Origin of the sequence: Nocardioides luteus (assembly GCF_015752315.1) — a bacterium.
Classification (GTDB): Bacteria; Actinomycetota; Actinomycetes; order Propionibacteriales; family Nocardioidaceae; genus Nocardioides.
In genome coordinates, this window is the sequence record NZ_JADOVJ010000001.1 from 1,142,850 (window position 1) to 1,169,593 (window position 26,744).

The 26,744-nt window shown below is 69.3% G+C and carries 26 protein-coding genes; 23 read left to right on the forward strand and 3 right to left on the reverse strand.

All coding sequences use genetic code 11. From position 1 onward, the window contains the following. The first annotated feature begins 71 nt into the window (after positions 1 to 71). The 15 genes from prmC to HD557_RS05590 all read left to right on the forward strand — a co-directional run bounded on the left by prmC (position 72) and on the right by HD557_RS05590 (position 12,820). Positions 72 to 929: a peptide chain release factor N(5)-glutamine methyltransferase gene (prmC, locus tag HD557_RS05520; protein WP_196873175.1), complete on the forward strand. Its 858-nt coding sequence runs from the start codon at positions 72 to 74 to the stop codon at positions 927 to 929. Further along, complete coding sequence (locus HD557_RS05525; protein ID WP_231380186.1) at positions 926 to 1,654, forward strand: L-threonylcarbamoyladenylate synthase; 729 nt, start codon at positions 926 to 928, stop codon at positions 1,652 to 1,654. The genes prmC and HD557_RS05525 overlap by 4 nt, the downstream gene beginning before the upstream one ends. Next, a complete protein-coding gene (locus tag HD557_RS05530; protein WP_008362133.1) occupies positions 1,654 to 2,829 on the forward strand; it encodes a glycosyltransferase family 4 protein in 1,176 nt (391 codons plus the stop codon). Before HD557_RS05525 ends, HD557_RS05530 begins: the two co-directional genes overlap by 1 nt. A gap of 114 nt (positions 2,830 to 2,943) precedes the next feature. After that, positions 2,944 to 3,360, forward strand: coding sequence for a hypothetical protein (locus HD557_RS05535; RefSeq protein ID WP_196873176.1), 417 nt, complete (start codon positions 2,944 to 2,946; stop codon positions 3,358 to 3,360). A 113-nt stretch (positions 3,361 to 3,473) separates the two neighbouring features. Further along, positions 3,474 to 4,280 carry a F0F1 ATP synthase subunit A gene (gene atpB, locus HD557_RS05540; RefSeq protein ID WP_196873177.1) on the forward strand — a complete coding sequence of 269 codons (807 nt, stop codon included), beginning with the start codon at positions 3,474 to 3,476 and terminating at the stop codon, positions 4,278 to 4,280. A gap of 77 nt (positions 4,281 to 4,357) precedes the next feature. After that, positions 4,358 to 4,564, forward strand: coding sequence for an ATP synthase F0 subunit C (locus HD557_RS05545; protein WP_091047785.1), 207 nt, complete (start codon positions 4,358 to 4,360; stop codon positions 4,562 to 4,564). A 26-nt stretch (positions 4,565 to 4,590) separates the two neighbouring features. Further along, a complete protein-coding gene (locus tag HD557_RS05550; protein WP_008362140.1) occupies positions 4,591 to 5,127 on the forward strand; it encodes a F0F1 ATP synthase subunit B in 537 nt (178 codons plus the stop codon). Next, complete coding sequence (locus HD557_RS05555; protein ID WP_196873178.1) at positions 5,127 to 5,939, forward strand: F0F1 ATP synthase subunit delta; 813 nt, start codon at positions 5,127 to 5,129, stop codon at positions 5,937 to 5,939. The genes HD557_RS05550 and HD557_RS05555 overlap by 1 nt, the downstream gene beginning before the upstream one ends. A 79-nt stretch (positions 5,940 to 6,018) precedes the next feature. Next, positions 6,019 to 7,659, forward strand: coding sequence for a F0F1 ATP synthase subunit alpha (gene atpA, locus HD557_RS05560; RefSeq protein WP_196873179.1), 1,641 nt, complete (start codon positions 6,019 to 6,021; stop codon positions 7,657 to 7,659). A gap of 3 nt (positions 7,660 to 7,662) precedes the next feature. Beyond that, on the forward strand, positions 7,663 to 8,589 hold the full coding sequence (locus HD557_RS05565; RefSeq protein ID WP_196873180.1) for a F0F1 ATP synthase subunit gamma: 927 nt from the start codon (positions 7,663 to 7,665) through the stop codon (positions 8,587 to 8,589). A 26-nt stretch (positions 8,590 to 8,615) separates the two neighbouring features. After that, entirely contained in the window at positions 8,616 to 10,052 is a 1,437-nt protein-coding gene (gene atpD, locus HD557_RS05570; protein ID WP_008362144.1) for a F0F1 ATP synthase subunit beta, read from the forward strand. Then, on the forward strand, positions 10,052 to 10,444 hold the full coding sequence (locus HD557_RS05575; RefSeq protein WP_008362146.1) for a F0F1 ATP synthase subunit epsilon: 393 nt from the start codon (positions 10,052 to 10,054) through the stop codon (positions 10,442 to 10,444). Before atpD ends, HD557_RS05575 begins: the two co-directional genes overlap by 1 nt. A gap of 51 nt (positions 10,445 to 10,495) precedes the next feature. Beyond that, positions 10,496 to 10,912: a DUF2550 domain-containing protein gene (locus HD557_RS05580; protein ID WP_307785736.1), complete on the forward strand. Its 417-nt coding sequence runs from the start codon at positions 10,496 to 10,498 to the stop codon at positions 10,910 to 10,912. A gap of 103 nt (positions 10,913 to 11,015) precedes the next feature. Beyond that, entirely contained in the window at positions 11,016 to 11,618 is a 603-nt protein-coding gene (locus HD557_RS05585; RefSeq protein ID WP_196873181.1) for a DUF1707 and DUF4870 domain-containing protein, read from the forward strand. A gap of 41 nt (positions 11,619 to 11,659) precedes the next feature. After that, positions 11,660 to 12,820 (forward strand): MFS transporter, encoded by a 1,161-nt coding sequence (locus HD557_RS05590; RefSeq protein WP_307785540.1) that lies wholly within the window; start codon positions 11,660 to 11,662, stop codon positions 12,818 to 12,820. A 90-nt stretch (positions 12,821 to 12,910) separates the two neighbouring features. On the opposite strand, the gene HD557_RS28600 is transcribed toward HD557_RS05590, so the two are convergent. After that, positions 12,911 to 16,078, reverse strand: coding sequence for a DEAD/DEAH box helicase (locus tag HD557_RS28600; protein ID WP_196873182.1), 3,168 nt, complete (start codon positions 16,076 to 16,078; stop codon positions 12,911 to 12,913). 376 nt (positions 16,079 to 16,454) lie between these two features. Between HD557_RS28600 and HD557_RS05600 the strand changes: the two genes are divergently transcribed. Next, positions 16,455 to 17,450, forward strand: coding sequence for a helix-turn-helix domain-containing protein (locus HD557_RS05600; RefSeq protein ID WP_008362153.1), 996 nt, complete (start codon positions 16,455 to 16,457; stop codon positions 17,448 to 17,450). A 9-nt stretch (positions 17,451 to 17,459) separates the two neighbouring features. Here the strand turns inward: HD557_RS05600 and HD557_RS05605 are convergent, their stop codons facing one another. Beyond that, a complete protein-coding gene (locus tag HD557_RS05605; protein WP_008362154.1) occupies positions 17,460 to 18,032 on the reverse strand; it encodes a cob(I)yrinic acid a,c-diamide adenosyltransferase in 573 nt (190 codons plus the stop codon). 183 nt (positions 18,033 to 18,215) lie between these two features. Between HD557_RS05605 and HD557_RS05610 the strand changes: the two genes are divergently transcribed. From HD557_RS05610 to HD557_RS05630, 5 genes are all read left to right on the forward strand, one after another. Beyond that, positions 18,216 to 18,524, forward strand: coding sequence for an STAS domain-containing protein (locus HD557_RS05610; RefSeq protein ID WP_040756541.1), 309 nt, complete (start codon positions 18,216 to 18,218; stop codon positions 18,522 to 18,524). A 94-nt stretch (positions 18,525 to 18,618) separates the two neighbouring features. Further along, a complete protein-coding gene (locus HD557_RS05615) occupies positions 18,619 to 20,646 on the forward strand; it encodes a protein meaA (RefSeq protein ID WP_196873183.1) in 2,028 nt (675 codons plus the stop codon). 120 nt (positions 20,647 to 20,766) lie between these two features. Then, positions 20,767 to 21,207, forward strand: coding sequence for a DUF6069 family protein (locus tag HD557_RS05620; protein WP_196873184.1), 441 nt, complete (start codon positions 20,767 to 20,769; stop codon positions 21,205 to 21,207). A gap of 125 nt (positions 21,208 to 21,332) precedes the next feature. Further along, positions 21,333 to 22,214 (forward strand): FAD-dependent oxidoreductase, encoded by an 882-nt coding sequence (locus tag HD557_RS05625; protein WP_196873185.1) that lies wholly within the window; start codon positions 21,333 to 21,335, stop codon positions 22,212 to 22,214. Positions 22,215 to 22,285: 71 nt separating this feature from the next. Beyond that, on the forward strand, positions 22,286 to 22,423 hold the full coding sequence (locus tag HD557_RS05630; protein WP_196876577.1) for a hypothetical protein: 138 nt from the start codon (positions 22,286 to 22,288) through the stop codon (positions 22,421 to 22,423). Here the strand turns inward: HD557_RS05630 and HD557_RS05635 are convergent. After that, entirely contained in the window at positions 22,398 to 23,834 is a 1,437-nt protein-coding gene (locus HD557_RS05635; RefSeq protein WP_008362164.1) for an MFS transporter, read from the reverse strand. The two genes, HD557_RS05630 and HD557_RS05635, sit on opposite strands and share 26 nt — an antisense overlap. 114 nt (positions 23,835 to 23,948) lie before the next feature. On the opposite strand from HD557_RS05635, the gene HD557_RS05640 reads away from it, so the two are divergent. Both HD557_RS05640 and HD557_RS05645 read left to right on the forward strand, forming a co-directional pair. After that, positions 23,949 to 24,800 carry a helix-turn-helix transcriptional regulator gene (locus tag HD557_RS05640; protein ID WP_008362166.1) on the forward strand — a complete coding sequence of 284 codons (852 nt, stop codon included), beginning with the start codon at positions 23,949 to 23,951 and terminating at the stop codon, positions 24,798 to 24,800. 114 nt (positions 24,801 to 24,914) lie between these two features. Further along, positions 24,915 to 26,741 (forward strand): bifunctional metallophosphatase/5'-nucleotidase, encoded by a 1,827-nt coding sequence (locus HD557_RS05645; RefSeq protein WP_008362167.1) that lies wholly within the window; start codon positions 24,915 to 24,917, stop codon positions 26,739 to 26,741. The last annotated feature ends 3 nt before the right edge of the window (positions 26,742 to 26,744 follow it).

The window sequence follows — 26,744 nt, forward strand, 5'->3', positions numbered from 1 at the left end:
AACCCTTGAGGCGCCCGAACGTTACCCTCAGCCGGGTAAAGCATGACTAACACATTCAGGAGCAGTTGCCCATGACCGCCCCGCGCACACTTCTGGCAAGTGCCCGAAAGCAGCTCGCAGAGGCCGGAGTCGACAGTCCCGACGCCGACGCGGCCATCTTGCTGGCCCATGTCCTCGACACCGACCGCAACCGTCTCTTCCTCGTCGACGACGTGGCGGAGCACCAGGAGAAGGCCTACGCCGACCTGCTCGCCCGCCGCGCGCACCGTGAGCCGCTGCAGCACCTGACCGGGGTGGCGTACTTCCGGCACGTCGAGCTCGCCGTCGGCCCCGGTGTGTTCGTGCCCCGGCCCGAGACCGAGCTGCTCGCCGGCTGGGCGATCGACCGGGCCACCGCGATCGACGCACCTGTCGTCGTCGACCTCTGCACCGGCTCGGGTGCGATCGCCAAGAGCATCGCCGACGAGGTCCCGGGCGCCGAGGTGCACGCGGTCGAGCTCTCCGAGGACGCCTATCCCTGGGCCGTACGCAACCTGACCGGCACCGGCGTGGACCTGCGCCAGGGCGACATGGCCGACGCGTTCGCGGACCTGGACGGCGGCGTCGACGTCCTCGTCTGCAACCCGCCCTACATCCCGCTCGAGGCCTGGGAGTCGGTCGCGCGCGAGGCGCGGGACCACGACCCCGACCTCGCCCTCTTCTCCGGACAGGACGGCCTGGACGCGATCCGGGTGCTGGAACGCCGGGCGGCCGAGCTGCTCAGGCCCGGGGGAGTGGTCGGCTTCGAGCACGCCGACGAGCAGGGCCCGGACGGCGCCGGCGGGGGTGCACCGGCGGTCTTCAGCGGCACGGGGAGATGGAGCGACGTACGCGATCATCTCGATCTGGCAGGCCGTCCGCGCTTCACGACCGCGCAACTGGCAACATGAGCACTGTGACTGAGCGCTACCCGATCGCGACCGAGGACGAGCAGACCAAGGCGATAGATGCGGCTGCGGCCGCCCTTCAGGCCGGCGAGCTCGTGATCGTGCCGACCGACACGGTCTACGGTGTCGCCGCCGACGCGTTCGACAAGGGAGCGGTGGCCGGTCTGCTGGCCGCCAAGGGCCGGGGCCGTGCGATGCCGCCGCCGGTGCTGATCTCCAACGTCGCCACCCTCGACGCCCTCGCCACCCGGATCCCCGACTGGGCCCGCACCCTCGTCGAGGAGTTCTGGCCCGGGGCGCTGACCGTCGTCTTCCACCAGCAGCCGTCGCTGCAGTGGGATCTGGGCGAGGCCCGCCAGACGGTGGCCGTACGCATCCCCGACTCCGACATCCTGCGCCGGATCATCGACCGGGTCGGCCCGCTGGCCACCAGCTCGGCCAACCGCACCACGATGCCGGCCGCCACCAACGCCGACCAGGCCGACGAGATGCTCGGCAAGATGGTCAGGGCGATCATCGACGGGGGCGAGTCGCCCGTCGGCGAGGCGTCCACGATCGTCTCCGCCACCGGTGACGAGCCGAAGGTCCTGCGAGAGGGTGCGATCAGTATCGACCGGATCAACGAGCTGCTGGCGAAGCACGACGTCGCCATCCGGCGTCCGGGCGACCCGGACCCGGCCATGACCGACACCGACACGCCCGACACGGACGCCGACGCAGAAGCCTGATGCGCGCCTACGTCCTCCTCTTCCTGGTCGCCGCCGTGGTGACCTACCTGCTCACCGTCGTCGCCCGCGAGTTCGCGATGCGCACGGGGGCTGTCGCGAAGGTCCGTGACCGTGACGTACATGCCGTGCCGATTCCCTACATGGGCGGCGTGGCGATGCTGGGTGGCCTGGTCGCCGCCTATCTGGTCGCCCGCGAGCTGCCGTTCCTGGCCGACGCGCCCGACTTCGTGCTGCAGGACACCGGCGTGGTGATCCTCGCCGGTGCGCTGATCTGCATCGTCGGTGTCGTCGACGACATCTTCGAGCTCGACGCCCTCACCAAGCTGGGCGGTCAGGTGCTGGCCACCGCGATCCTGGTGGGCTTCAACCTGCAGTACACCTTCATCACCTTCCCCGACGGCACCCAGTTCGCCGTCGACCCGGCCCAGGGTGCGCTGCTCACCGGGCTGGTGGTGATCACCGTGGTCAACGCGGTCAACTTCATCGACGGCCTGGACGGCCTGGCGGCGGGCGTCGTGGGCATCGGCGCGCTCGCCTTCTTCCTGTTCTGCTACCAGTTCACCCGCATCAACGACATCGGCCGCGCGTCCACCGCCGCCCTGCTGAGCGTCGCGCTCGCCGGAGCGTGCGTCGGCTTCCTGATCCACAACTGGCACCCCGCGAGGCTCTTCATGGGCGACAGCGGCTCGATGCTGATCGGCCTCATCCTCGCCGCCAGCGCCGTCACGCTCTCCGGCTCCTACAGCGCCGGCGGCCTGAACGTGAACGCCTTCGACGCCTCCACCGCGCTCCTGGTGACCTTCCTGCCGCTGCTGCTACCCCTGACCATCCTGGTCGTCCCACTCGTCGACCTGGTCCTGGCCGTCGTACGCCGCACCCGCGCCGGGCGCTCCCCGTTCGCCGCCGACAAGAAGCACCTCCACCACCGTCTCCTGGAGATCGGCCACTCCCAGCGCCGTGCCGTGCTGATCATGTGGCTCTGGGCCGGCCTGATGTCCTTCGGATCGGTCTTCGTGACCCTCTACCGCGGTCCCGTCGTCATCACCGGCCTCGCCGTCGCCACCGCCCTCATCGTGCTGCTCACCTTCGTCCTCCCCAAGATCCGCGGCGAGCGCACCGACAAGCTCCTCGAGGTCCCCGAGGAGCTCACGCCGCTGGAGGAACAGCCCCGCTAGCGGAGCCTTGATCGATCAATTAGGGAGCCCAAAGACGCTTGTGATAGTTTTCACGAGCGTTCGGGATCCGCTCCTGAACACGTGAAATGCCCCCAGAGAGAACGGCCGCCGACGATGACGACCGCAACCAGCAAGTCCAAGGTGCTGCGAGGTTCTGCCGCAGTGTCCGCAGTTGCTGTGCTCGCGGCCCTCGCGGTGGCCTTTGTTCTTGCCGGGACCCATGGTCTGACCGGTGCTGCGATCGGTTCGATCGCCACCGTTGTCGTGCTGGCGATCGGCTCTTGGGCGATGTTCTGGATCGCGGCGAAGTCGCCCGCTCTGTCGCTGCCCGCCGCCGTCGGTGTCTTCACCCTGTCAGGCATGGTTCTCTTCGTCGTCCTGCTGGTTGTTTCGCAGACCGGAGGAGACGCTGTCGTACGTCCGGCAGCCTTCTCGGTCATGGCGCTCACGGTCGCATGGACAACCACGTTTGCGTTCCTGGTGCGACGCGAGCGGATCCCGCTCTTCGACCTGCCCGGGGCAGACTCGTGACCCGCCAGTAGTGCCTGATATCGTCCGGGCCGTCGGGGGCGGCCGCCGGGATGATGCCCGAGCCTTTGAAGCTCGCCACCCAGAATCGTAAGTTCGAACAAACAGGAGACAGCGTGAAGTCGCTTGCCGCCACCGTTATGGCGTCGGAGTCGGGGCCTCATATCCCGGGGCCCGCGGACTTCTTCCTTCCGCCGATCGTCGGCTCCGGCGACTGGGCTCTGACCAAGGTGAGCCTCCTGGTCCTGCTGTCCGTCGTGATCGTTCTCGGCTTCTTCTACGCGGCCTCTCGCAAGGCCGCCGTGGTTCCGGGCCGACTGCAGTTCGCCGGTGAGTACGTCTACGGGATGGTCCGCAACTCCATCGCGCGCGACATCATCGGCTCGCACGACTACATGAGGTTCGTGCCGTACCTGTTCACGGTCTTCACCTTCATCCTGGTCAACAACTTCTACGGGATCATCCCGCTGATCCAGTTCCCGACGATGTCGCACATCGGCTACACGGCGGCGCTGGGGGCCATCACCTGGCTGATCTACAACATCGTCGGCATCGCGAAGCACGGCTTCGTCGGCTACCTCAAGCTCCAGACGGTGCCCAGCGGTGTCAGCGGCCCGATCCTGCTGATGATGGTTCCGCTGGAGTTCCTCTCCAACATCGTCGTCCGGCCGTTCACCCTGGCGATCCGTCTCTTTGCCACGATGTTCGCCGGCCACCTGCTGGTGGCGCTCTTCTCCATCGGCGGCGCCTGGCTGATCCTGCACTACGCTCCGACCTGGCAGGGCGTCGCGGCCGGCGTCTTCGCCTTCCTGCTCGGCATCTTCGTGTCCTTCCTGGACATGCTGATCATGTTCCTGCAGGCCTATGTCTTCACGCTGCTCTCGGCGATGTACATCGCCGGAGCGGTCGCCGACGAGCACTGAGTCTCGTCTAAACAGCCAACCCAAGTCGACGCACAACAACTGACGCAGTTCGCGTCACAACCGAAAGGAATATCCCCATGGAGGGACAGCTCGGAATCATCGGCCTCGGCCTCTCCGCCATCGGCCCGGGTGTCGGTGTCGGTCTGATCTTCGCCGCGTACGTCGCCGGTGTTGCCCGTCAGCCGGAGGCCCAGAGCCGCCTGCAGGCGATCGCGATCCTCGGCTTCGCTCTGTGTGAGCAGTTCTTCATCATCTCCCTGGCTCTCGCCTTCGTCCTTCGCTGACGTAGGGAACTACTGAAGGTTCCGACATGATCCTTACCCAGGTAACCGCTGCGGAGACCGAGATCAACCCGTTGGTCCCGCACGTCCCGGAGATCATCCTCGGTGTCATCGTCATCGCCATTCTCTTCGTGGGAGTCGCGAAGTTCATCGTTCCGAACTTCGAGAAGGCGTATGCCGATCGAACCGCGGCGATCGAAGGCGGCATCGAGAACGCCAACGCCAAGCAGGCCGAGGCCGATGCCAAGCTCGCCCAGCTGGAGGCTCAGCTGGCCGATGCTCGTCACGAGGCTGCCCGCATCCGCGAGCAGGCCCGCGAGGAGGGCGCCGCGATCAAGGCCGAGCTTCGTGCTGAGGCGCAGGCCGAGGCCGAGCGCATCATCACCGCAGGCAAGGCGCAGATCGAGGCCGAGCGCCAGGCGGCTGCCGCATCGCTGAAGACCGAGGTCGGCTCGCTGGCCACCGGTCTCGCCGGTCGCATCGTCGGCGAGTCCCTCGACGACGACGAGCGTTCCAGCCGTGTGGTCGAGCGGTTCCTCGCTGACCTCGAGGCAGGGGTTCACTGATGGACTTCCGTGGAGCGTCGGCCGACGCCGTTGCCGCCCTGACCGAGGAGCTGAAGACCGCTGTCTCCGCCTCTCCTGAGGCGGCGGCGAAGGCGGCCGACACCCTCTTCGAGGTCTCCCAGACCTTCCGCGCCGAAGCAGCTCTGCGCCGCTTCGTCACCGACGCATCGGTGCCGGCGGAGGCCAAGACCGGCCTCGTCGGCGAGCTCTTCGGCGGGAAGGTCGACGCGACGGGCCTCGGCGTGGTCGAGTCGGCGGTCAAGCACCGCTGGACGCACGCCGGTGACCTGAGCGACGCGGTCGAGCGACTGAGCGAGATCGCCGCGGTCCGCAGCGCCGGTGGCGAGGCCAAGCGCCTCGCCGACGAGCTGTTCGCGGTCCAGCAGGCCGTGCAGGAGACGCCGGAGCTGCGCGACGCGCTCTCCGACCCGGCTCGCACGACCGCGGACAAGGTCACGCTGGTCGACGACCTTCTCGGCGGCAAGGCGCTGGCGGCGACCGTCGCCCTGACCAAGCAGGCGCTGGCGGGCACCTACCGCACCGCCACGGTCGCGCTGGGTGAATACCAGAAGGTGGCCGCTGCGGTCGCGGGCGAAGGCACCGCGGTCGTCCGCGTGGCCGCTCCGCTCTCGGAGGCGGACACCACCCGCCTGGCTGCGGCCCTCGCGAAGAAGTACGGCCGCGAGGTCCACCTGAACATCGTGGTCGACCCGGCCATCGTCGGCGGCATCAAGGTCTCGATCGGTGACGACGTCATCGACGGCACCATCTCCAGCCGCCTCGACGGGGCGCAGCGAGCACTCGCCGGCTGATCCGGCATCACGGCCCCAACTGGCCGTATGACCCCTGTGTGACACAGACTTCGACGTAAGAACGAGAGAGAAGGCAGAGATGACGGAGCTCACCATCCGTCCCGACGAGATCAGGGACGCGCTGGCAAAGTACGTCGCGGACTACAAGCCCGAGGCGGCGAAGACCGAGGAGGTCGGCACTGTCGCGCGGACCGCTGACGGCATCGCCCAGGTCTCGGGCCTGCCCTCGGCCATGGCGAACGAGCTCCTCGAGTTCGAGGACGGGACCCTCGGTCTCGCCCTGAACCTCGAGACCCGCGAGATCGGTGTCGTCATCCTGGGCGACTTCGACAAGATCGAGGAGGGCCAGTCGGTCCGACGTACGGGCGAGGTTCTCTCGGTCCCCGTCGGTGACGGCTACCTCGGCCGCGTCGTGGACCCGCTCGGCAACGCGATCGACGGCCTCGGCGACATCGAGACGGTCGGCCGCCGCGCCCTGGAGCTCCAGGCTCCGGGCGTGATGCAGCGCAAGTCGGTTCACGAGCCGCTCGCCACCGGCATCAAGGCGATCGACGCGATGACCCCGATCGGCCGTGGCCAGCGTCAGCTGATCATCGGTGACCGCGCGACCGGCAAGACCACGGTCGCCATCGACACGATCATCAACCAGAAGCAGAACTGGGACTCGGGCGACCCCGACAAGCAGGTTCGCTGCATCTACGTCGCGATCGGCCAGAAGGGCTCGACCATCGCCTCCGTGCGTGGCGCCCTCGAGGAGGCCGGCGCGCTGGAGTACACGACCATCGTGGCCGCTCCCGCGTCCGACTCCGCCGGCTTCAAGTACCTCGCCCCCTACACCGGCTCGGCCATCGGCCAGCACTGGATGTACGAGGGCAAGCACGTCCTGATCGTCTTCGACGACCTGACCAAGCAGGCCGAGGCCTACCGCGCCGTGTCGCTGCTGCTGCGCCGCCCGCCGGGCCGTGAGGCCTACCCGGGTGACGTCTTCTACCTGCACTCCCGTCTGCTGGAGCGCTGCGCGAAGCTCTCCGACGACATGGGTGCCGGCTCGATGACCGGTCTGCCGATCATCGAGACGAAGGCCAACGACGTCTCGGCGTTCATCCCGACCAACGTCATCTCCATCACCGACGGTCAGATCTTCCTGCAGTCCGACCTGTTCGCGGCCAACCAGCGTCCGGCGATCGACGTCGGTGTCTCGGTCTCCCGCGTCGGTGGTGCGGCGATGACCAAGGCGCTCAAGGCCGTCACCGGCTCGCTCAAGGTCGACCTCGCGCAGTACCGCGCGATGGAGGCCTTCGCGATGTTCGCCTCCGACCTGGACGCGGCCTCGAAGCAGCAGCTGGCCCGCGGTCAGCGCCTGATGGCGCTGCTCAAGCAGCCGGCCTACTCGCCCTACCCGATCGACGAGATGACCGTCTCGCTGTGGCTGGGCACCACCGGCCGCCTGGACATCGTCCCGACCGAGGACGTGCTCAAGTTCGAGCAGGAGTTCCTCGACTTCCTGCGTCGTTCGCACGAGGGCATCCTGGCCGCGATCCGCGAGTCGCTGAAGTTCGACGACTCCACCGAGTCCGCGCTCAACGATGCCTACGACAGCTTCCTCGACCAGTTCGAGACCTCGGAGGGCGCCTCGGTCAAGCCGGGTTCCGCCAAGGCCGAGGCCCTGGCTGACGAGGACGTCGAGCAGGAGCAGATCGTCAAGCAGAAGCGGGGCTGACCCATGGCCGTGTCAGTGCGTGAACTCCGCGCGCGGATCAAGTCGACGGAGTCGATGAAGAAGATCACGCGTGCCATGGAGCTCATCGCTGCGTCCCGGATCATCAAGGCGCAGCAGCGGGCCAATGCGGCCGCGCCGTACGCCCGTGAGCTCACCCGCGCCGTCTCGGCGGTGGCGACCTACTCCAACGTGGACCACCCGCTGACCACCGAGCCGGAGGCGCCGACCCGTGCCGCCGTGCTGGTGGTCACCAGCGACCGTGGTCTGGCCGGCTCCTACTCCTCGAGCGTGCTCAAGGAGGCCGAGGGCCTGGTCGAGAAGCTCAAGGCCGAGGGCAAGGAGGTCGACCTCTACGTCACCGGACGTAAGGCCGAGGCCTTCTACAAGTTCCGCGGTCGTTCCGTGGCGCAGGCCTGGACCGGCTTCTCCGACCGTCCGGACTACGACGCGGCCAAGGAGATCGGCGAGAAGCTGATCGAGGTCTTCGTCGAGGGCACCGAGGCCGAGAAGGCCACCGCTCCCGGCGTCGACGAGGTCCACGTGGTCTACACGCGGTTCATCACCATGATGACGCAGAAGCCCACCGCCGTACGTCTCCTGCCTCTGGAGGTCGTGGAGGGCACCGAGGCTCCGGCCGAGGGCGACGTCCTGCCGCTCTACGAGTTCGAGCCGTCGGCCGAGGCCGTGCTCGACTCGCTGCTCCCGCAGTACGTCGTGAGCCGGATCTGGTTCGCGCTGCTGCAGGCGGCCGCCTCCGAGCTGGCCCAGCGTCAGAAGGCGATGAAGTCGGCTACCGACAACGCCGACGAGCTCATCAAGAAGTTCACCCGGGTTGCCAACCAGGCTCGCCAGGCAGGCATCACCCAGGAGATCAGCGAGATCGTCGGTGGCGTGAACGCGCTGGCCGACGCCCAGGCTGCGAACGACTGAGAACCCACAGAAAGACTGACTAGAAAATGACCGCACAGGTTGACGAGAAGACCACGACGGGCCGCATCGCCCGCGTGATCGGCCCGGTCGTCGACGTGGAGTTCCCCGTCGACGCCATGCCGGAAATCTACAACAAGCTCGAGGTCGAGGTCACCGTCAACGGTGAGACCTCCGTCCTGCCGCTCGAGGTTGCCCAGCACATCGGTGACGGCATGGTCCGCGCGATCTCGCTGAAGCCGACCGACGGCGTCGTCCGCGGTGCCACCGTGTCCGACACCGGCGCTCCGATCACCGTGCCCGTGGGTGACGTCACCCTCGGCCACGTGTTCAACGCGACCGGTGACATCCTCGACGTCGACCCGTCCACGGTCGAGGTCAAGGAGCGCTGGGGCATCCACCGCAAGGCTCCGGCCTTCGACCAGCTCGAGTCCAAGACCCAGATGTTCGAGACGGGCATCAAGGTCATCGACCTCCTCACCCCCTACGTGACCGGTGGAAAGATCGGCCTCTTCGGTGGTGCGGGCGTCGGCAAGACCGTCCTCATCCAGGAGATGATCGCCCGAGTCGCCAAGAACCACGGTGGTGTCTCCGTGTTCGCCGGTGTCGGCGAGCGCACCCGTGAGGGCAACGACCTCATCCACGAGATGCAGGAGGCCGGCGTCTACGACAAGGTCGCCCTGACCTTCGGCCAGATGGACGAGCCGCCGGGCACGCGTCTGCGCGTGGCCCTCTCGGCGCTGACGATGGCGGAGTACTTCCGCGACGTCCAGGGCCAGGACGTGCTGCTGTTCATCGACAACATCTTCCGCTTCACCCAGGCGGGCTCCGAGGTTTCCACCCTGCTGGGCCGGATGCCGTCCGCGGTGGGCTACCAGCCCAACCTCGCCGACGAGATGGGTCTGCTCCAGGAGCGGATCACCTCGACGCGTGGTCACTCGATCACCTCGATGCAGGCGATCTACGTGCCGGCCGACGACTACACCGACCCAGCCCCGGCGACCACCTTCGCCCACCTCGACGCGACCACCGAGCTCTCCCGTGAGATCGCCTCGCTGGGTATCTACCCGGCGGTGGACCCGCTGACGTCGACGTCGCGAATCCTGGACCCGCAGTACATCGGCCAGGACCACTACGACTGCGCCGTCCGCGTCAAGCAGATCCTCCAGCGCAACAAGGAGCTGCAGGACATCATCGCGATCCTGGGTGTCGACGAGCTCTCCGAGGAAGACAAGATCATCGTCTCCCGCGCTCGCCGGATCCAGCGGTTCCTCTCGCAGAACACCTACGTTGCCAAGCAGTTCACCGGCATCGAGGGCTCGACGGTTCCGGTCAAGGACACCATCGAGGCGTTCAACAAGATCGCCGACGGTGAGTACGACCACGTCGCCGAGCAGGCGTTCTTCATGTGCGGTGGCCTCGACGACGTCGAGGCGAAGTGGGCCGAGATCCAGAAGAGCCTCTGATGACGGACGCACTTCAGGTGGAGCTCGTCGCTGCAGACCGCGTGGTCTGGAGCGGCGGGGCCACCATGGTCATCGCCCGAACGGTCGACGGTGACGTCGGCATCCTGCGCGGTCACGCGCCGGTGCTGTCGGCGCTCACCGAGGCGGTCGTGGAGATCACGCCGGAGGAGGGCACCGAGGTCATCGCGACCGTCGACGGTGGCTTCCTCTCGGTGGCCAACGACCGCGTCTCGATCCTGTCCGAGCACGTGCTGCTGGCCCACGAGATCGACCTCAACAAAGCGCAGGTCGAGCTCGAGGAGGCCCGTCGCCTGCTCGGCACCAACAACGACGCCGAGAAGCGCATCCGTCACGCCGAGGCGCGCATCCGCGCTGTCGAGAAGGCCTCCTAGGGAAAGAGGGGCGATACCCGGATGGCATGGTGGGAGCTGCTCTTGGCCGTTGTGGCCGCATTGCTTCTGCTTGTCCTCGCCTATGGCATCGGGATCGCCGCTCGTCGCCGTCTGCTCGCTCGCAACGGCGGCGTCTTCGAGCTGAGCCACCGCGTCCGGGACACCAGTCCCGGGCGCGGTTGGGTCATCGGCATCGGCCGCTACTCCGGTGACGCACAGCTGGAGTGGTTCCGGATCTTCTCGCTCTCGCCCAAACCCAAACGGGTCTGGCGCCGCACCGAGATGGCCTACATCTCCAGCCGCTCTCCCGAAGGGCTCGAGGAGCTGGTCCTCTACCCCGAGAGCCTGATCGTGACCTGCGAGGTCAACGGCGAGCACATCGACCTGGCCATGGACCCGCAGACGCTGATCGGCTTCCAGGCGTGGCTCGAGTCGCGCCCGATGCGGTCCACCTGGACCGTCTTCTAGTCTTCTTCCTCCGGCCGTCCCTGGCCTGACACCGGGGTCGGCCCGTTTGCTTTCGGGGGCTTCCCTGATTGTCCGGAGGGCGTCTGCGGCGGATCGTTGAGGTATGTCCTCAACCGCTCCCATTCCGACCCCGCCCACCGCGCCCGCTTCGCCTGCTGGCGACGAGCTCCGCTGCACCGACGCCGATCGCGACCGCGTGATCGACCTGCTCAAGGCGTCCTACGCCGACGGCCGGCTCGACCAGGCCGAGTTCGACGTCCGGTTCGACCTGACCATGAAGGCGAAGACGTACGCCGCGCTGGAGCCGATCACCCGCGACCTGGTCGCGCAGCCCACCCCAGCCCCGGCGCCGGCCAAGCCCGCCCGCGACCTGCTGCCCCCGCCGACCACCGAGGAGCGGCTGCTGGCCGCGCTCGCCCAGGCCACGACCTGGGTGCCGATCGTCGTCGGCCCGGCGATCCTCTACTACACCGTCGGCAAGCGCTCCGAGTTCGTGAAGCACCACGCCGCCGGTGCGCTGAACCTGCAGCTCACCCTGCTCGCCGTCACGATCGTGACGTTCGGGCTCGGTGGTGCGCTCTACGGGATCGCCTGGGTCCTGGCGACCGCCTTCGCCGTCGTCGCGCTCGCCGGCGCCCCGCTGCGCCAGCCGTGGGTGCTGCCGATCTTCGGTCGCGGCGGTCCCTACGAGAAGAAGCGGGACTGAGACCCGCCTGGGTGCGGCCCCGGGGTCACTAGCCTTTACTCGTGACGCCTCTTCGCCGTGCCCAAGCCGGATCGGTGGTGGCGTTCGCCACCAACGGCCTGCTGTCCGCGACCTTCATCTCCCGCATCCCCGCACTGCGCGAGGGCCTCGGCCTGAACAACTCGGCCGTCGGCCTGATGCTGCTGGCGATGGGGATCGGGTCGGTCGCCGCGCTGCCGCTCGCCGGGGGACTGGTGATGCGCTGGGGCGCCGCCCGGGTCGTACGCCGCTGCGCAGCGCTCTGCGCCGCCGCCCTGTGCCTGGTGGCGGTCTCCGGCAGCTGGCTGGGGCAGGCGTGGCTGGTGGCACTGTTCCTGGTGGCGTACGGCGTCGGCTACGGCATCTGGGACGTCGCCATGAACGTCGAGGGGGCCGCGGTCGAGCGGCTCGGCGGCAAGACGCTGATGCCGCAGCTGCACGCGATGTGGAGCGTGGGCACCGTGCTCGGTGGGCTGCTGGGCATCGCTCTGGTCGGCACGCTGCCGACGGTGTGGCACGTGGCCGGGGTCGCTGCCGTCGCGCTGGCGGTCTGCTGGTGGGGGACCGCCGGGTTCCTCCCGGCCGAGCCGCCACCCGAGGGGCACTCGCCGCGGCGTGAGCTGCTGGCCGCCTGGCGCTCGCCCCACACCCTGCTGCTGGGCCTGATGGTGCTCGCCTTCGCCGCGGCCGAGGGAAGCGCCAACGACTGGGTCTCGCTGGCGATGATCGACGGCTACGACGTCAGCCACCGGGTCGGGGTGGCGTGCTACGCGGCGTTCGTCTTCTGCATGAGCCTGGCCAGGTTCGCCGGCGCGAAGGTGATCGACCGGGTCGGCCGACAGCCGGTCCTGATCACCTCGGCCGCGCTGGCCGGCGCCGGGATCGTGCTGACCGTCCTCGCCGGCTCGTTCGGGCTCGCGCTGGTCGGGATCGTCCTGTGGGGCTTCGGTGCGGCCCTGGGCTTCCCTCTGGGGATCAGCATCGCCGCCGACGACGAGACCCGCGCCGCTGCTCGCGTCTCGGTCGTCTCCACGCTGGCCTACGGCGCCTTCCTCGGCTTCCCGCCCATCCTGGGCGCCGTGGGGGACCAGATCGGCACCCTGAGGGCGCTCCTGGTCGTCGCCGTCCTCATGCTCCCCGCTGCGGCGTTGGCTGCCACGGTGGCGCGGCGGCGGGCCGTGTAACACGCTGTTCGTAGGTCTATCCGGTCGTTCAGACAGGGCGAGTAGTCCTACGAACGACGTGTTACACCAGGAGCGACGCCGTTGGCCGGGTCAGTCGAACAGCGCGCGGATGTCGTCGGCGCCGATGGTGGAGCCCATGGCACCCTCGCCGTCCACGACCTTCGCGAAGAGCTCAGCCTTGCGCTCCTTGAGCTCCATGACCTTCTCCTCGATCGTGTCGGTCGAGACCAGCCGGTAGACCATGACGTGCTGGGTCTGGCCGATGCGGTGGGCGCGGTCGACGGCCTGGGCCTCGGCGGCGGGGTTCCACCACGGGTCGAGCACGAAGACGTAGTCGGCCTCGGTGAGGGTCAGGCCGACGCCGCCGGCCTTCAGCGAGATCAGGAAGACCGGGGCATCGCCGTCGCGGAAGCTCTCGATCACCGCACCGCGGTCGCGGGTGGCGCCGTCGAGGTAGGCGGCGTCGATCCCCGCCTCCGCGAGCCGGGTGCGCGCCCGGCCGAGGAACGAGGTGAACTGGCTGAAGACCAGCGCCTTGTGGCCCTCGGCGGCGAGCTCCTCGATGTGGTCGACGAGGGTGTCGAGCTTGGCCGAGCCGACGTGGTCGTCCTCGGGGTCGACCAGGCCGGGGTCGAGGGAGAGCTGCCGCAGCCTGGTCAGCGCGCTGAGGATCGCGACCCGGTTGTCGTTGAAGTCGTCGAGCAGGTGCAGGATCCGCTGCCGCTCCTTGGCCAGGTGGGCGTCGTAGATCTTGCGGTGGGCCGGGTTGAGGTCCACGCCGAGCACCTGCTCCTGCTTGGGCGGCAGGTCGTCGGCGACGAGCTCCTTCGTACGCCGCAGCAGGAACGGGCGCAGCCGGGTCCGGAACCGGCGCAGCGCGCCGTCGTCACCGGACTTCTCCACGGGCGAGACCACCGTGTCGCGGAACATCCGCGGGCTGGGGTAGAGGCCGGGCGCGGTGATCGAGAGCAGCGCCCACAGCTCCATCAGCCGGTTCTCGAACGGTGTGCCCGTCACCGCGAGACGCCAGCGGGCGTCGATGCGGCGGGCCGCTGCGTACGTCTTGGACTGGTGGTTCTTGACCTGCTGGGCCTCGTCGAGGACGAGACCGGCCCAGGGACGCCCGGCGAAGGCGTCCTGCTCGAGCCGGAGGATGGCGTAGGTGGTGACCACGACGTCGGCGCCCTCACGGGCCTCGGCCACGGAGTCGACGCGCTTGCTCACCGTGCTCACCCGGAGGCCGGGGGTGTGGCGGCGGGCCTCCTGGACCCAGGCCGGTACGACGCTGGTGGGCGCCACCACGAGGTAGGGCGCACGCGGGCCCGGCTGCGAGTGCACCGCATGGGAGATGGTGGCCAGCACCTGGAGCGTCTTGCCCAGACCCATGTCGTCGGCGAGGATTCCGCCGAGGCCCTGGTCGTGCAGGAGCGCCAGCCAGTGGAAGCCGTCGAGCTGGTAGTGGCGCAGCTCGGTGGCCAGGCCGGTCGGCTCGGGCCGCGGGATCTCGCGCAGGTCACGCAGCGCCTGGGCACGCTGGACCCATTCGGCGGCCTGCTGGTCGACCACGCCCAGCTCGGCGAGCTCGGCCCAGACACCGAGGTCGTGCTTGCCGACCGCGATCCCGTCGCCGGTGCGCTCGTGGAGCTGTCCGGCGGCCTCGACGACGTTGCGCAGCCGGTCGAGCTCGGGGCGGTCCGTGGTGATGTAGGTGCCGCTGGGGAGGATCAGGTGGTCGTCACCGCGGGTCAGCGCGCCGAGCACGTCCGGCAGCGGGACGGCCTCGCCGCCGATCCGGATCACGACCTGCAGGTCGAGCCAGTCCTGCCCGATCCCGGCTCCGCCCTCCGCGGAGCTGATCTCGAAGGAGATCTCCGGGTCCTCGTCGGTCTCGCGGAAGTCGGGCCGCTCCACCTCGGTGACCTCGACGCCCTCGATCTCGCGCAGCGCCGGGAGGTCGTGGATGGCGAGCGCGAGCGCGTCGCCGTCGCGTACCTCCCGCTTGCGGAGCAGGTCGGCGGAGACGCGCCCACGGAGAGAGGCCTCCTGCGCCGGGTCCCGGACGAGGCCGAGATCCTCGCGGGAGTCCACCGGGTAGTGACGTACGCCGTAGGCCCACGTCCAGCCGAGCGTGGCGTGCGTCGAGCTGCGCCAGGTGACGGTCAGGCTCAGGCGCGGCGCGGGAGGCGCCGGGATGTCGAGGGAGCCGTCGGAGGAGCGCAGCGGGACCAGGCGGGCCAGCGGGCCCAGCAGGGCGCTCAGCGTGCCGATCTCGGGCTCGGGGACGATCAGCGGCTCCCGGGCGGTCACCAGCCGCTGCGCGTGCGTCGACAGCGGCCCGGACAGGTCGCCGAGGTGGAGCACCCCCGCGTCGAGCACACCCACCGAGCGGGTCGGGCGACCGATCGGAAGCACGGTCGGGCCGGCGTAGACGCGGTCGCCGTGGGCCAGGCCGAAGCGGAGAACGGCCTCGCCGTCCTCGCGGCGCAGCTCGCCGGCGAGCGAGAGCGGCTCGTCGAAGACCACCACGCCGCGTACGTTCTCGCCGGGCAGCACGGTGACGCCGCCACGGATCGCGTCGCGGATCAGGCTGACGGCGTGCTCGCCGAAGTCGGCGAGGCTGAGCGAGGAGCCGCGGGCGTAGAGCAGCCGGTCGGGCCGCAGCTGCCGAGCGAGCTCCTGGAGGGGGAGCAGCTGGCTGCGTGGGAAGTCCTTGCCGGGCAGCGCGCTCGGGATGTTGGACCAGTCGGCGCCCGTCTTGGCCCAGCGCTCGCGGTTGCCCATCCGCATCGGCCGGAGCTCGACCGTGGGGGAGCTCGCGACCGCCGACCGTGGGCTGTGCACGTCGATCTCGAGGGCCAGCGCCGGCAGGTCGTCCTCGGGCTTGTTGTCCTCGGCGAGCTGGCCGAGCAGCGTACGCAGCTCCGTCTCCCACAACGAGCCCTGCGACGCCGCCGACGCGCTCGAGCCGGCGAGGACCAGGCCCAGGGCGGCACCGTGCTTGCAGCTGTTGCGTACGGGGCAGCTGCACGAGCTGGTCAGCCGGTCGACGCCGTTGCGGGAGTCCAGGCTGAGGGTCACGCGGTAGGGGGCGGGGCCGCTGCCCCGGACCTCGGCCGTGGCACGCAGCGTGCCGCCGACCTCGCTGACCTGGGGCTCGGCGACGCGGCCCTCGGCCGCGTAGGCCTTGCCGCGCTCCATGGTCTGTGGGTCGAAGGTCTCGCGGAGCAGGCCGTTCGTGAGAGCTTCGAGCGAGGACACCCGACCTAGTCTTCCAGCATGAGGGCGGTTCTGCGACTTCGTGGACGCTGGTGGTGAGGAGCGTCTCGTTCGTTGCGGTGGCGGTGGTCTAGACCAGAGGCGCGCCTCGACGGGGTTCCGGTGCATTCAGGGGCCTGCATAGGCGCGCGTCCGCCGCCCGTACGCAGGCAACCGAATCCGAACCCATCGCGACAACTTCGTCGCGCAAAAGGAAAGCCACCTCGATCCGAGCGGGGGGATCCGGACCGAGGTGGCGATGAATACTTTCGGCCAAGTTGCCGGTGATTGCAAGTCGAACCGCTATGGCGGGAATGTGACGTGTCGTATATCTGCCATGATGTCCGTCGTTCCTTCCCCGCCACGAAAGGGTTCTCGGATGCTCGATGCGCTCGGTCTCGACAATCTCGAGGAGACGGTCTACCGCCAGCTGGTCGGCGCTCCGTCGGCCAACCTCGACGAGCTGGCCGAGGCGGCCGACCTGGACAGCTACGCGGTCTCCGCGGTGCTGGCTGCGCTCGAGGGGAAGGGCCTGGTCGCCCGGGCCTCGGCGGGCCAGGACCGATACGTCGCCTCGCCGCCGGCGGTGGCCCTGGGAGCGCTGCTGGTCCAGCGGCAGGACGAGCTGCGCCGCGCCCAGGTCGAGATGACCGAGCTGGCCGGCCTCTATCGCGGGTCGGTCGCTCGCCGCGACGTGGCCGACGTCGTCGACGTCGTCCACGGCACCGAGGCGATCGCCCAGCGGTTCGCCCAGCTGCAGTACTCGGCGAAGAAGTGCATCCAGGCGCTGCAGAAGCCGCAGGCCGCGGTCGTCACCCGGGAGGATGCCGACGAGGCCGAGCGGGCCGCGATCGAGCGCGGCGTCAGGCACGACATCGTGCTGGAGCGCTCCGTCTTCGACACCCCCGGCATCTACGAGACCATCGACTCCGGGCTCGAGATCGGGATCGAGCTGCGGGTGGTGCCCACCGTGCCGCTGCGTGCCTTCATCGTCGACCGGGAGATCGCCCTGATCCCGCTCATGCAGGGCTCGACTCCGTCGGGCGAGCACAACACGGTCCAGGACGCGCTCCTGCTGCACCCCAGCGGCCTGCTCGACGCGATCCTCGCCCTCTTCGACCTGATCTGGGCCTCGGCGCCGAAGCTGGTCGCAACCCCCGAAGGCACGGTCGAGACGGCCGCCGACCGGCTCGAGCCGCTGGACACCAAGGTGCTCTCGCTGCTGCTGGCGGGCCTGACCGACGCCTCCATCGGGGCGCAGCTCGGGCTGTCGCTGCGTACGGTCCAGCGGCGGGTGCGCCAGATGATGGACCGCGCGCAGGTCGACACCCGCCTCCAGCTCGGCTACGAGGCGGGTCGTCGCGGCTGGCTGTGACGCCGAGCCCTACCGCTCGCCGCCGGGCACCCACAGGACGTCGCCCTGCTCCCGGTTGGCGTGCCGGGCGAGGATGAAGAGCAGGTCGCTGAGGCGGTTGAGGTAGGTCAGGGCGAGCTTGTTCATGGTCTCGCCGTGCACCTCGTACGCAGCCCAGGCCGCCCGCTCCGCACGACGCACGACGGTGCGGGCCACGTGCAGATGGGCCGCGGCGACGGTGCCGCCGGAGAGGATGAACGAGCGGAGCTTCTCCAGCGGCTCGTTGTAGTCGTCGCACCAGGCCTCGAGCCGGTCGATGTAGGCCTGCTCGACCCGCAGCGGCGGGTACTCGGGGTCGGGGACGACCGGCGTCGAGAGGTCGGCGCCGACGTCGAAGAGGTCGTTCTGGACGGTCGTCAGCACCGTGACGACGTCCTCGTCGATGCCGCCATGGGCCAGCGCGACGCCGATCGCCGCCCCGGCCTCGTCGGTGGTCGCGTACGCCTCCAGCCGCAGGTCGGTCTTCGCGGTCAGGCTCATGTCGCCGAGGCGGGTCTCGCCGGCGTCGCCGGTGCGGGTGTAGATGCGTGTCAGGTTGACCATGCGCTGAGCCTATGCGGACGGCCTACTTCCGGGCGAGCGTGGTCATTTGACAGAAAATAGTGACGGAAGTGACGAACGAGGCTGGTGAGGTGCAACCAATCGGAGCTGCCGCGCGTCATAGTGGGCGAGAGGGAGCGTCTTGTTCTGTGTGAGGGCAACCCATTTCTGGGGATGGAGGCAGGCATGGAGATCGTGATCGACGGGCCGACGCTGGTGTTGAACGGGGACTTCGACGTACGCAGCACCTGGATGGCGCGCAGTGTCATCTACGACCACCTCGAGTCGGTCGAGGGTGATGTCGTGCTCGACGTCTCCGGCGTGTCCAGTGCGGACGTGACGGCGCTGAAGCTGCTCGCCGTCGCGACGCGACAGGCTCACGCCGAGGGTCGCCACCTCACTCTCCACGGCTGCACCCCCGCGGTTCGCCGGATGCTCCACCTCTCGAGGCTCTATCGTGTGCTCGAGGTGGAGAACTCGCCGCTCATCGCGTAGTCGTCGCGTGGTCGGTAAAGAGTCCGCCAGGGAGTGACATCTTCCACACCGGAGTCGGTTACTGATCGGTAACCGAGGGGCTAGCATGCCTCTTATGACGGACACCACGCCTTCCGAGCAGAGCCGCCCGGCGAAGGATCGCTCCTGGCTGATGCGCACGTACGCCGGCCACTCGACCGCCGAGGCGTCCAACGAGCTCTATCGCACCAACCTCGCCAAGGGCCAGACCGGTCTCTCGGTCGCCTTCGACCTGCCCACGCAGACCGGCTACGACCCCGACAGCGTCCTCGCCCGCGGCGAGGTCGGCAAGGTGGGCGTGCCGATCATGCACATGGGGGAGATGCGCAAGCTCTTCGACCAGATCCCGCTCACCGAGATGAACACCTCGATGACGATCAACGCGACCGCCATGTGGCTGCTCGCGATGTACCAGGTCGCCGCCGAGGAGCAGAACCCGGACATGGACCCGGCCGAGGTGGCCGCCAAGCTCGCCGGCACCACCCAGAACGACATCATCAAGGAGTATCTGTCCCGGGGGACGTACGTCTTCCCGCCGGAGCACTCCCTGCGCCTGATCAGCGACATGATCGCCTACACGGTCCACCAGATCCCGAAGTGGAACCCGATCAACATCTGCAGCTACCACCTGCAAGAGGCCGGCGCGACGCCGGTGCAGGAGATCGCCTACTCGATGTGCACCGCCATCTCGGTGCTCGACGCGGTCAAGGCCTCCGGCCAGGTCTCGGAGGAGGACTTCGGCAAGGTCGTCGGCCGGATCTCTTTCTTCGTGAACGCGGGCGTGCGGTTCGTCGAGGAGATGTGCAAGATGCGCGCCTTCGTCCAGCTGTGGGACGAGATCACCCGCGAGCGCTACGGCGTCGAGGACCCGAAGATGCGCCGCTTCCGCTACGGCGTGCAGGTCAACTCCCTCGGCCTCACCGAGGCGCAGCCGGAGAACAACGTGCAGCGCATCGTGCTCGAGATGCTCGCCGTGACGCTGTCCAAGAACGCGCGGGCGCGCGCGGTGCAGCTGCCCGCCTGGAACGAGGCCCTCGGCCTGCCGCGTCCGTGGGACCAGCAGTGGTCGCTGCGCCTGCAGCAGGTGCTGGCCTACGAGTCCGACCTGCTGGAGTACGGCGACCTCTTCGACGGCTCGCCGGTCGTCGAGGCCAAGGTGGCCGAGCTCGTCGCCGGCGCCAAGGAGGAGATCGACCGGGTCCAGGCCATGGGTGGTGCGATCGCCGCGGTCGACACCGGCTACATGAAGTCCGAGCTGGTCTCCTCGCACGCGCGCCGTCGCGCCGCGATCGAGGCCGGCGAGGAGATCATCGTGGGCGTCAACAAGTTCACGACGACCGAGCCGAGCCCGCTGACCGCCGACCTGGACGCCGCGATCATGGTCGCCGACCCGCGTGCCGAGGAGGCCGCCAAGGCCTCCCTCGAGGCGTGGAAGGCCGAGCGCGACGAGACGGCCGTCTCCGAGGCGCTGGCCGCGCTGGCCGCCGCCGCGAAGACCGACGCCAACCTGATGGAGGCCACCCTGGCCGCCGCCCGTGCGGGCGCGACCACGGGGGAGTGGGCCGGCACCCTGCGCGAGGTCTTCGGCGAGTTCCGGGCGCCCACCGGTGTCTCCGGCGCCGTCGGTGCCGCGGAGGCCGGCGCCGAGCTGGGGGCGGTACGCGACCGGGTGAAGGCCACCGGCGAGGAGCTCGGCGTGAAGCTGCGCATGCTCGTCGGCAAGCCGGGTCTCGACGGCCACTCCAACGGCGCCGAGCAGGTCGCGGTCCGGGCCCGTGACGCCGGCTTCGAGGTCATCTACCAGGGCATCCGGCTCACCCCGGAGCAGATCGTCGCCGCGGCGGTCGCCGAGGACGTACACGTCGTCGGGCTGTCCATCCTCTCCGGGTCGCACATGTCGCTGGTGCCGTCGGTGGTCGAGGGCCTGCGCGAGGCGGGTCTCGGGGACGTACCCGTCATCGTGGGCGGCATCGTGCCGGAGTCCGACGCCAAGGCGCTGCTCGCCTCGGGCGTCGCGGCGGTCTACACGCCCAAGGACTTCAGCCTGACCGAGATCATGGCCGACATCGTCGAGGTCATCCGCAAGGCCAACGACCTCTCCTGAGTCCGCCGTCGACACGTCTCCCGAAAAACTTCGGGAGACGTGTCGATCCTGCGAGCGGCCGTTCGTGGAAGGGGCAGAGGGAGGCGGACAGCGCCTCCCGCCACTTCACGGGAGAACGAGATGTCCACGATCACCACCGCTCAGCAGACCACCCGCTCGACCCGCTCGACCCGCGCCGCCGACCGCAAGCCGGTCTGGCTCCATGGCCTCGGCGCCACGGTTGCCGCAAGCGCGGTCGTCACCGCCTTCGCGGCCGCGGCCTCGGCGGCCGGGGTGAGCTTCGAGACCGCCTCGGGGCCGATCCCGATCCTCGGCTTCGCCCAGCTGACCGCCTTCTTCTCGCTCATCGGCGTCGCGATGGCCGCGGTGATGGCCCGCGTCGCCCGCCGCCCGCGGCGTACGTTCGTGGTCACCACCGTCGTGCTGACCGCCGCCTCGCTCGTCCCCGACGTCACCTTCGGCTTCGACGCCGCCAGTGCGGTCGTCCTGATGCTCCTGCACGTCGTGGCCGCCGTCATCGTCGTCCCGGTGCTGGCTCGTCGCCTGGCCGAGGAGCGCTGAGGTCGGCCCTACGACGCGCCGAACCGATCGTGTAACACGTTGTTCGTAGTACTACTCGCCCTATCAGATAGGGCGAGTAGTACTACGAACAACGTGTTACAGCGGCGCCCGGTAGCCTGCCGCGCATGCGGGTAACGGTGGTGGGAGCCGGAGTCATCGGGCTCTCGTGCGCGGTGCGGTTGCTGGAGGCCGGCCACGAGGTGAGCGTGATCGGCCGGGAGCGGACGAGCGGAACGACATCGGCGGTGGCCGGCGGGTTCTGGTTCCCCTACCTGGCCGAGCCGCGCGACCGGGTGACGGCCTGGGCGGCCGAGACCTTCCTCGAGCTCGCCCGGCTGGCCAGGGAGGAGCCGGAGGCAGGCGTACGCATGGTGCACGGCACGCAGCACAACCCCGGGACCGACCTGTGGTGGGCCGCGCCGCTCACCGACCTGGCCGTCAGCGAGGACCGGGCCGAGTTCACCGTCCCGATCGCCGAGATGCCGGTCTACCTGCCGTGGCTCGAGCGGCAGGTCACCGAGACCGGCGGGAGCATCACCACCGGGACGGTCGACGACCTGGAGAGCCTGGACTCCGACGTCGTGGTCAACGCGACCGGCCTCGGCGCGCGCGAGCTGGTCGGCGACACCAGCCTCTACCCGGTCCAGGGCCAGATCGTCCTCCTCGAGCCGGGCGCCACCGAGGAGTGGCTGGAGGCCGAGGGCGAGGCTCCCTCCTACGTCTTCCCGCGCGGCGGGGACACCGTGGTCGGAGGTACGTCGGTGCCGCACGCCTGGGACCAGAGCCCTGACCCGCGTACGGCTGAGCGGATCCTCGCCGATGCCACCGCCGCCATGCCGGAGATCGCGAACGTCGAGGTCAGGGGCCACAAGGTCGGCCTCCGGCCGGCCCGCTCCTCGGTCCGGCTGGAGCGCGAGGGGCGGGTCGTGCACTGCTACGGCCACGGCGGCGCCGGGGTGACCCTGAGCTGGGGCTGCGCCACCGAGGTGGCCGCGCTCGTGAAGTAAGGCTCGCCTAACTCTGCTGTTACCCTTCGAGCGTGGGCAAGAAGAGGAAACCTCCCAAGACGGAGTGCTGCGTGTCGAAGTCGCGGTGCAAGCGGTGTCCGATCCGCATGCTCAAGGAGGGCACCCTGCCCGAGGGGATGACGGTCAAGAAGCGCCGTCTGGTGACCCTCGACGGCAAGCCGGTCAAGAAGAAGCACCTCGCCGCCTGAGCCTGCTCATCCCCGCCGTCCGTCGCGGCAGGGTGAGAGTGAGGCCGCCGACCGCCAGCATCGCGACCGCGAGGACGTATCCGGTCCGCGCGAAGTCGCCGTCCCAGCTGAGGTAGAGAGCGCCGACGAGCGCGGATCCGAGCGCCAGGCCCACCTGCATCACGGTGATCAGCAGGCCGCCGCCGAGGCCGGCGAGATGGCTCGGGACCTGGCTCAGCGCGATGCCCATGAGCGGCGACCAGAGCAGGCCGAAGCCGGCGCCGATGACGACCATGCCGACCGCGACCGTGGCCGGGCTGAATCGTGATGCCGGTTCGAGGGCGGCGATCGCACGGCTGACCAGCGCGAACCCCGCCGCGCCGAGGACGGCCCCGGAGGTGAGGACGCCGGTGCCGAAGCGCGGTGTCAACCGTCCCGAGACCACCGAGGTGGCCAGGAATGCCAGTCCGAGGGGAAGCATGCTGGCCCCGATCTGAACCGCCGAGAGCCCTCGGGTCGCCGCGGTGATCGAGAAGATGAACGTGAAGCCGCTGAACGCGACGTACATCGGCAGTCCGGTGCCCAGGCCGGCCGAGACGCTGCGGAACCTGAAGAGGGAGAGCGGAACCAGCGGGATCGACGCGCGGCGCTCGAGCCTGGCCTGCCACCACACGAACGCCGCTGCCGCCACGGGGGTGCCGGCGAGGCAGATCCAGGTCCAGGCCGGCCAGCCCAGGGCGCGCCCCTCGGTGAGGGGCAGGACCAGCAGGGTCATCAGGATGCCCAGCAGCGCGGCACCTCCGATGTCGAGCCGGCTCGGTGCCGGGGCCTTCGACTCCGGCAGGTAGCGCACCACGACGACGATGACGACGGCGACCAGCGCGGACGTCACCCAGAAGAGGGAGCGCCAGCCGAGGGATGAGTCGGTGAGGACGCCGCCGGCGAGGAACGCGACCGAGAAGGCCACCCCCGCGGTCGCGCCGAAGAGCGCCATCGCGCGGACCCGGTGGTGGCCGTCGGTGTTTGCATGGATGCTGGCCAGCACCTGTGGGGCGACGAGGGCGGCGGTCGCGCCTTGCAGCAGCCTGGCCCCGACCAGCACCTCGGAGCTCTGCGCGACGGCGCAGAGCAGCCCGGTGACGGCGAAGAGCACCAGCCCGATCGACAGCATCCGACGGCGGCCGTGCGAGTCCCCGAGCCGTCCGCCGATGACGACGAGAGAGGCGTAGACGACGCCGTACGCCGCCACGACCAGCTGCAGGACGCCCGGTGAGGCATGCAGCTCGGCACCGATCTCGCCGAGGGCGACGGTGACCGACACGAAGGAGATGACCGGCACCGCGACCGCGCACAGCGCGGCGGCGAGCGCCAGAGGATGGAGTCGGCGGGGCTCGGTGGCACCACCGACGGCTTCAGGAGATGTCATGGTCATGTTCTCAACCCTGAGGGTGGTGCTATCCCGGTGGTGAGTGCCTGGTTATCCAGGTATCAGCGGTGCCTGGCTAACCGCTGGCCATCGGCGTACCGCGGGGTGACCATAGGAGCCATGGCCACCAGCACCGCCGGGCGAGCAGAGCTCGCCGCCTTCCTGCGCACGCGCCGTGAACGGATCACCCCGGAGGACGTCGGGCTGCCCGGCGGCGGCCGGCGACGTACGCCTGGTCTGAGGCGCGAGGAGGTCGCGCTGCTCGCCGGGGTCGGTGTCACCTGGTACACCTGGCTCGAGCAGGGCCGCGACATCAATGCGTCGGTCCAGGTGCTGGAGGCGGTCGCGCGTACGCTGCGGATGGACTCCCAGGAGCGTTGGCACCTCTTCCAGCTGGCCGGTGTCACCGTCGTGCCTCCTGCCCAGGAGGGTTCGCTGGTGGACCGCCCGCGGCAGGAGGTCCTGGACCAGCTCGACCCGCTGCCTGCCGTGGTGACGTCGCCCCGCTTCGACATCATGGGATACAACCGGGCGTACAACCGGATGATGGGTGACATCGACCGCGTGGAGCCGGGGGAGCGGAACACCGCGTGGCTGTTCTTCACCGACCCTTACTGCAAGAACATGTGCGTGGGCAACCGGCCGGCGGCGGCCGCGCACCTGGTCGGAACTCTGCGGGCGACGATGGCCCAGCACCTCGACGACCCGCTGTGGACCGGTCTCGTGCAGCGACTGCGGGAGGCCTCGCCGGAGTTCGACGAGGTGTGGATGCGCCATGACGTGGTCGACGCCCCGGTGCCGGCCAAGGACTTCGTCAGCCCGGTGGGCGACCTTCATCTGACCTCGACGCGCTTCGGCGTCGGCTCCGGCGGCTCCCGGATGATGGTCTACACGCCTCGTGACCAGGTGACCGCGGAGCGCTTGGAGGCACTGGTGGCCTACGACGAGCGGCACCGGCTGCGGGCAGTCTGACGGACGTGCTGGTTCCGGTCCTCGAACAAGTGCGGAAATTGGGCCGCTGATCCATTGCCCGGGTGGTAGGAATTGCTTTGCAGTCGATTACCTACTCGTGCAAGGACGTTACCGATGCCTCACGCCACCCGCCGCTCTGTCCTGTCCGGTGCTGCTGTCACGGGCGCCGCGGCGCTGAGCGCTGCCGGTTACACCGCCACCCCGGCGTACGCGGGAAAGCCGGACACCGTCCGGCTGACCGTGCTCGGCACGACCGACCTGCACGGCAACGTCTTCAACTGGGACTACTACAAGAACGCCGAGTTCTCGAACAGCGCCGGCAACGAGATCGGCGTCGCCAAGGTCAAGACGCTGATCGATGCGGTGCGCGAGGAGCGACGCGGCGAGCCGATCCTCACGATCGACGCCGGTGACACCATCCAGGGCACCCCGCTGGCCTACTACTACGCCCGGATCGACCCGATCACCGAGGGCGCGATCCACCCGATGGCTCGGGCCATGAACCTGGTCGGCTACGACGCCGCGGCGCTCGGCAACCACGAGTTCAACTACGGCATCGACACGATCCGGAAGTTCGAGGAGCAGGTGAACTTCCCGATGCTCGGCGCCAACGCGGTCGACCCGTCGACCAAGCTGCCGGTCTTCCCGCCCTACATCATCAAGGACTACGACCTCGGCCGCGGCCGCCGCCTCCGGGTGGGTGTGCTCGGTCTGACCAACCCCGGCATCGCGATCTGGGACAAGGCCAACGTCGAGGGGAAGATGGAGTTTCCCGGGCTGGTCGAGCAGGCCAAGATCTTCGTGCCCGAGCTCAAGAAGGCCGGCTGCGACCTCGTCATCATCAGCGCCCACTCCGGCGCCGACACCTCCAGCTCCTACGGCGACGAGCTGCCCCCGGAGAACGCCTCCACCCTGGTCGCCGAGCAGGTGCCGGACGTCGACGCGATCCTCGTCGGCCACGCCCACCGGGAGATCACCCAGCGCTACGTCACCAACACCGAGACCGGCAAGCAGGTGCTGCTGACCGAGCCGCTCTACTGGGGTATGCGCGTCTCCGTGATGGACCTGGTCGTACGCCGCGAGAAGCGTCACGGCCGGCCCCGTTGGGTCCTGCAGTCGGCGACCTCGCAGACGCTCAACTCCAACACCGTCGACGCCGACCCGGAGGTCTCGGCCGCCGTGCAGGAGCAGCACGACGTGGTGATCGACTACGTCAACTCCGTCGTCGGCACCTCGGCCGTGGAGATGCTGGCCGCGCGGGCGGTCGTGGAGGACGTACCGATCATCGACTTCGTCAACTTCGTCCAGGCCGACGCGGTCAAGGCGGCGCTCACCGGTTCCGACGCGGAGCTGCCGGTCATCTCGATCGCGGCCCCGTTCAGCCGTGCCGCGGCCTTCCCGGCGGGCGAGGTGACCGTACGCGACGTCGCCGGTCTCTACATCTACGACAACACCCTGATGGCCGTGCGCATCACCGGCGCCCAGCTCAAGGACTACCTCGAGTTCACCGCGCGCTACTTCAAGCAGGTCAGCGGCACCGGCCCGTTCCCGATCGACCAGGTGACCAACGCGCCGACCAACACCGCGCCGAACGGCACGCCCGACTACAACTTCGACACGATCGCCGGCCTGGACGCGCCGCTGACCTACGACATCGACATCTCCGTCCCGGTGGGTTCGCGGATCACCGGCCTCGCCTACGGCGGCGTCGCGGTCACGGATGCCCAGGAGTTCGTGCTCGCGGTCAACAACTACCGCCAGTCCGGTGGCGGCGGCTTCCCGCACGTCACCGACGCCACCGTGGTCTACAACCAGCAGGTCGAGATCCGACAGCTGCTCATCGACTGGGTCACCGCTCACCAGGTCATCGACCCGGCCGCCTTCGCCTCGGTCGACTGGCGCCTCGTCTCCGGCGGCGAGCCGATCACCGTCAACTCCTGAGCG